At 56.3% G+C, this 5,482-nt stretch carries 6 protein-coding genes; all 6 read left to right on the forward strand.

The genetic code is table 11. From position 1 onward, the window contains the following. Positions 1–88: 88 nt before the first annotated feature. The 6 genes from HRF49_10940 (at position 89) to HRF49_10965 (ending at position 5,278) form a co-directional block, all read left to right on the forward strand. Positions 89–1,783: a S8 family serine peptidase gene (locus tag HRF49_10940; GenBank protein MEP0815161.1), complete on the forward strand. Its 1,695-nt coding sequence runs from the start codon at positions 89–91 to the stop codon at positions 1,781–1,783. 16 nt (positions 1,784–1,799) lie between these two features. Beyond that, a complete protein-coding gene (locus HRF49_10945) occupies positions 1,800–2,279 on the forward strand; it encodes a hypothetical protein (GenBank protein MEP0815162.1) in 480 nt (159 codons plus the stop codon). 528 nt (positions 2,280–2,807) lie between these two features. Further along, complete coding sequence (locus HRF49_10950) at positions 2,808–3,167, forward strand: hypothetical protein (GenBank protein MEP0815163.1); 360 nt, start codon at positions 2,808–2,810, stop codon at positions 3,165–3,167. A 27-nt stretch (positions 3,168–3,194) separates the two neighbouring features. Beyond that, entirely contained in the window at positions 3,195–3,440 is a 246-nt protein-coding gene (locus HRF49_10955) for a hypothetical protein (GenBank protein MEP0815164.1), read from the forward strand. A gap of 105 nt (positions 3,441–3,545) precedes the next feature. Continuing rightward, positions 3,546–4,889: an NADP-specific glutamate dehydrogenase gene (gdhA, locus tag HRF49_10960; protein ID MEP0815165.1), complete on the forward strand. Its 1,344-nt coding sequence runs from the start codon at positions 3,546–3,548 to the stop codon at positions 4,887–4,889. A 17-nt stretch (positions 4,890–4,906) separates the two neighbouring features. Further along, entirely contained in the window at positions 4,907–5,278 is a 372-nt protein-coding gene (locus HRF49_10965; protein ID MEP0815166.1) for a hypothetical protein, read from the forward strand. The last annotated feature ends 204 nt before the right edge of the window (positions 5,279–5,482 follow it).

Below are 5,482 nucleotides of genomic sequence, written 5' to 3' on the forward strand. Positions count from 1 at the left end.
GAGGCAGCGCAGATGGTTAAGCGGCTGACAAATCTGGTCATGGGGGGGGGCTGGGATTGCCATAATCCTCTCCCTGTCGGTGCTCGCCATGATCGCGGCTGAAATCTCAAGCTGCGGAAAGGGCGAAAGGAAGCAGTATGTGGCTGGCGCGCCCGGCGCGGGTGCAAGCGAAGCAGGCTCCACAGTAGGCCCCGAAGATGCTAGCCGCACCCCTGCGATAGATTCCGGCTTCGGCGGAGACGACGAACCGGAGGGAGGCGCGATGGAGTTGGATGATCCTGAACCCGCCGATCCGGCGGAAGATGTCCTTAATGCGGTAATCAGGCAATTCACTCATCCAATCACGGGCGAGACATGCGAAATCGTGGATTGGAGGGTAAGCATTGCCTTTGTCAATCCACCGGTAATACCCTTAATGGATGAAAACTACTTTGACACGCCGCGGATACAAGTCGACCCGTACTATTCGATTCAATATCCTCTTTTGGTATGGGACCCAGCCATAGATGCATTCATCGCATCCGAGAACTTGCAGGTGATGTCAGAGTGGCGAGCGCATAAAATACTGGGTGTATCGCTTCCTCCCGAAACAACGGTGGAAGAAGCTATTTTGATATGGCCTGCAGTCTATGCAGGACTAGTAGTATCAGTCGAGCCGGATTTTGTTTACTACTCCGATGCATGGCCAAACGACGATCCTAACGAGGAGAGGTTAGCATACTGTTGGAGGCTTCTTGATTGGATTTACAGCGATGATTACGATATAGGGGTTAAAACTGCTTGGCAAGGCGGGTACACCGGTAATTCAGATGTGGTTGTCGCCGTGTTGGATACCGGAGTGCAACGTTCACATCCTGACTTGGTATCAAGGCTTACGGAATGGGGAGTAAATACATTTCCCAAAAAGTATAAGGTTTACATCGATCGGTGGGGTGGTGAGCCTTGGAAAAGCCTCATTGATGCAAGTGAGGCAAATGCAAAGCATTTGGGTCATGGCACTTGCGTAGCCGGAATCGTCGCGGCATCTGTAAACAATGACCCTGATGCATTTTATAGCGACACTGACGCGCTTGGCATCGCTGCATACTGCAAAATGCTTCCGTTGGTTGCGTCTGCAAAAGCTAATCAGGCAGGAACTGGAGCAGTTTTTGAGAGCTTTTCGATTTACAATGCCTATTACGCGCCAGGCGCCTTCAAGCGCGAACTAGATCCATGGCAACTCTGGCCAGACAACCAGTTTCCGCATTACAATATTGAGGTTGTCAATTGCTCATTTGGCAAAACAGCCAGCGACCCACATGAAATCCGTATTGTGCAATCAATTGCGCCCTACACGCTTTTTGTTGGTTCTGCAGGCAATGACAACAGCCCAACAGCTGTCCACTGGCCTGCCAGAGTCGATTTAGGCCTGGCGGTAGCTGCCTATGAAAAAGATGGAACCAGATGGGTAGAAATCGGTCCCCCACCCATAGGCAGCAATTGGAATCCTGCGTTTGTAGATATTGCGGCCCCTGGATTCGAAATCGCAACCACTGATATGCACGGTACAAACAAGTACGGGAAGCAATTGGGATACGACCCGGCTGGATACCATTATTGGTTTCTGGGAACATCTGTAGCTGCACCGCACGTTAGTGGAGTAGCGGCGCTGATTGCATTGCATACTTCAGACAACACGTCGCAAATTAGGTCACGTATCATAATTAACCACCAAGACCTTCCAGTCGGTGAGTTGTCGTACGGGGGTATTGATGCCGCGCGGGTTTTTGGGCTACCCCATTGAGAAGGAGGGTAATCTGATGTTGAAGATCATTCTTATTGGTTTGGCCGCATGCTGTTTAATTGCATCCTGCAGTTCTGCAAACCAAAACCAGGTGGGGCAGCATGAGCTGTACGACATTCCAAGACAGGTCGGAGCGATGGTTTCCAAACCGGGGGAGCACTTCAATTCCCCTCTTACATTCATTGCACCGGTGGAACTTGAGGGATTTGTTGCTTGCTCATTTGGGAAGCCCGGCGACAACTTAAAGGATCCATTCGTCATAAAGGTTGAGATCAACTTCGGCGATTCCCACGAGTGGCAGGACTGCACCCTCGTAATGCAGGAGGCGTATAGGCGCGGCACACCCGAAGGCTTGACGTTGCCGTCTCACAGGTATCTCATTCCCGGCAAATATCGGGTGTTGGCCAGGGCAGTGTATTGGGACGGTGAATTGGTTGAGTCTGGGGATAAGGGGGCCGTGGTTGAGATCCTCCCCCCCGAAGACGCCGGAAGCTGACGTTGTTCGATGATTGATTGACTTGCACATCTCCGGGCAGAGGCCGGTCCCATCCCGTCCGCCCCCGGGATTTTGCGCGCTGGATTCCCCGAAGTATCCAGTTTTATTTAGACTCGGCGGCGGATTGATTCAATGCGGAATATCCTGAATTCGTGCGCATTTAAACTTTGTGAAACAAATACTTTGATGCGCCCTCACTTGGCGGTTTTCGCACTGGCTCGCCGCTTCGCCGGGACGCGGTAACCGCGCAAGCACCGAATAATATTCAGTATTCATCGGGTTTTCCCGCCATAGGCGCACCGGATGCATGATTGCCGCCCGTGCTTTCGCGCGCAATTATTGCAGCGACCGCCGTTATTGCGGGCGTTTCCGGCGCGCCATTAATCGGGAATATCCTTAGAAAAAGCTAAGGGAGTTTCCGACCGGAAAATCCCAATTGTTTTTCGCATCCGCGATCAGGACAATTCAATCGAACCGCGGGGCCGGAGCTTCAAGCCGGAACTGCGGGAATAATTCCGGAGGTTCAAGATGAGCGTTTACAAAACAGAGGATCGCGGCGGGAAGTTCGACTATCCCGTCGAGTTGAAGGGCGTCAGCATCGTCGAGAAGGCGCGCCGTGCGGAGCCCGGCGAGATCGGGCTGTGCGTCACCTGCAGCCACCACGAGACCTGCCTGTTCGCGAAAGCGGCGCGGCAGCCCGTGTGGTTCTGCGACGAGTTCACCTCGTTCGAGCAGAGCAATGCGCAGACGCACGCGGGGAATGCCGCGGACGCGGGCGTGGATCCCGAAGCCGCCGCAACGGGGCTGTGCGCCAACTGCGAGAGCTTCGAAGGCTGCGCGTACCGCGCGAAGGGCGTCCCCGTTTTGGAGTGCGAGGAATACAAGTAGCCCACGCCGCGAATCAAGGAGCCAAAAATGACCAGAAAGAGAATTCCCGACAGCGGGGGCGGCCTCGCAGGGCTGCACGAGCCGAACGGAAGCAAGAAGCTGTTGAAGGTGTTCGATCCCGCGGACATTCCTGACGCGCCGGACATCCTCGAATCCTCCATCTGCCTCACGTGCTCGCATCGCGACACCTGCCTGTTCCTTGGGGCGGCGAGGCTGCCCATTTACCAGTGCGACGAGTTCACGGATTCGTCGCTCAAACGAGACAACCCATGAGGTTGGGCAACCGGGGATCCGCCGCCAAGATCGCGCGCGGCGGCGGCTCCCCCCGGCGTTGCGGGTATTTTCAGATTTCGGGGGGATGGCTAAAGGAGTATGACAATGTCGACCAACATAGAGCAGTTCATGCAACGCGTCGTGGAGGAAAACCCGGGCGAGCCGGAATTCCACCAGGCGGTTCACGAAGTCGCGCAATCCATCCTGCCGATACTCGACAGGCATCCGGACTATGCGCGCGACGAAATACTGGAGCGGATGACCGAGCCGGAGCGCATACTGGTATTCCGCGTCCCGTGGGTGGACGACTCCGGAAAAATACGCGTCAACCGCGGCTACCGCGTCCAGATGAACAGCGCCATCGGCCCGTACAAGGGCGGGCTGCGTTTCGATAAGACGGTGAACCTGAGCATCCTCAAGTTCCTGGCGTTCGAGCAGGTGTTCAAGAACGCGCTCACAACGCTTCCGATGGGAGGCGGCAAGGGCGGCAGCAATTTCAATCCCATCGGCAAGAGCGACCGCGAGGTGATGAAATTCTGCCAGTCTTTCATGACCGAGCTGGCGCGTCACATCGGCCCGGACACCGACGTGCCCGCCGGCGACATCGGAGTGGGCAGGCGCGAAATCGGATTTCTCTTCGGCCAGTACAAGCGGATGCGCAACGCGTTCGAAGGCGTGCTGACCGGAAAAGGAAAGGAGTGGGGGGGGAGTCTCATCCGGCCGGAGGCGACGGGTTACGGCGTCGTTTATTTCGCTTCAGAGGTGCTCAAGAAAATCGGCGAAGGTTTGAAGGACAAGACCTGCCTGGTTTCGGGAGCGGGCAACGTGGCGCTTTACGCCGCGGAGAAAATTCTCCAAATGGGAGGAAAGGTCGTCAGCCTTTGCGACATCACGGGCGCGATTTACGATCCCGACGGCATCGACAAGGAAAAGCTGGAATGGACGAAGGATCTGGTTTTCAACAAGCGCAGATTCCTTGGCGAATACGCGCAGAAGTTCAAAGTCCAGTTCTTTCCCAAATCTAACGTCTGGAAACTCGGCAAGGCCGACGTCGCATTCCCGTGCGCTACGCAGAACGAACTCAATCTCGAAGACGCGAAAGCGCTGAAGGACGCCGGCGTGCGGCTGGTGTGCGAGGGCGCGAACATGCCGACGACGCCGGACGCGGTCAGGTTCTTCCAGGAAAACGGAGTGCTGTTCGCTCCCGGCAAGGCGGCAAACGCGGGCGGCGTGGCGGTCAGCGGCCTGGAGATGACCCAGAACGCGCAGCACTATTCATGGACGGCCGACGAGGTGGAAGGCAAGCTGTTCCAGATAATGGTCAACATCCACCGCACCTGCGTATCCACCGCCGCGCGGTACGACGCGCCCGGCAATTACGTCGTCGGCGCGAACATCGCGGGATTCCTGAAGGTCGCGCAGGCAATGGCGGATCAGGGCGCCGTCTAGGCGCAAAAGGAGTAGATATGGGAAAGCTTATCGGATACATGGACGGAACCAGCCCGGAGTGGCTGACGACTTTGCAGGCTCTCGGCTGCGACACGATGCCGCTGTCGAACGGCTACGACGGCCACGGGCTGAACATCCAGATGCTCACGGCCTCCAACAAGCCGGACATCATCATCTGCTGGCTGCACAAGCTTGTCTCGCACAGGCGCGACGAGCTTACGGTCAAGGACATGCTGCACGCGACGACGCAGTTCGGGATAAAGGTGCTCGTCGCCTGCCCGGAGCAATATCACGGCGTCGCGGAAAAGCTGCTCGAAGGCAAGCCGGAAAACGTGACGCTCGTGCCGCCGGAGAACATGCTGCGCGTGGCGGAGGAGCTGATCGGATAGGCGCGCGAAGAATCCGGGGAGCGGGCGGGATAGAACCGCCCGCGCCCCGGAAATGTGCAAATCAATCAAGCAACGAACAACGTCAGCTTCCGGCGTCTTCGGGAGGGAGGACGGTGATTGTTATGTTTGCAAGGCTATCAAGTGTCCATCCATCCCAATATGTCACCTTGGCTTTAATCGTGAATTGCCCCGGGATAGTGTATA

The organism is bacterium, assembly GCA_039961635.1.
In the GTDB taxonomy this organism is placed as follows: domain Bacteria; phylum 4484-113; class 4484-113; order JAGGVC01; family JAGGVC01; genus JABRWB01.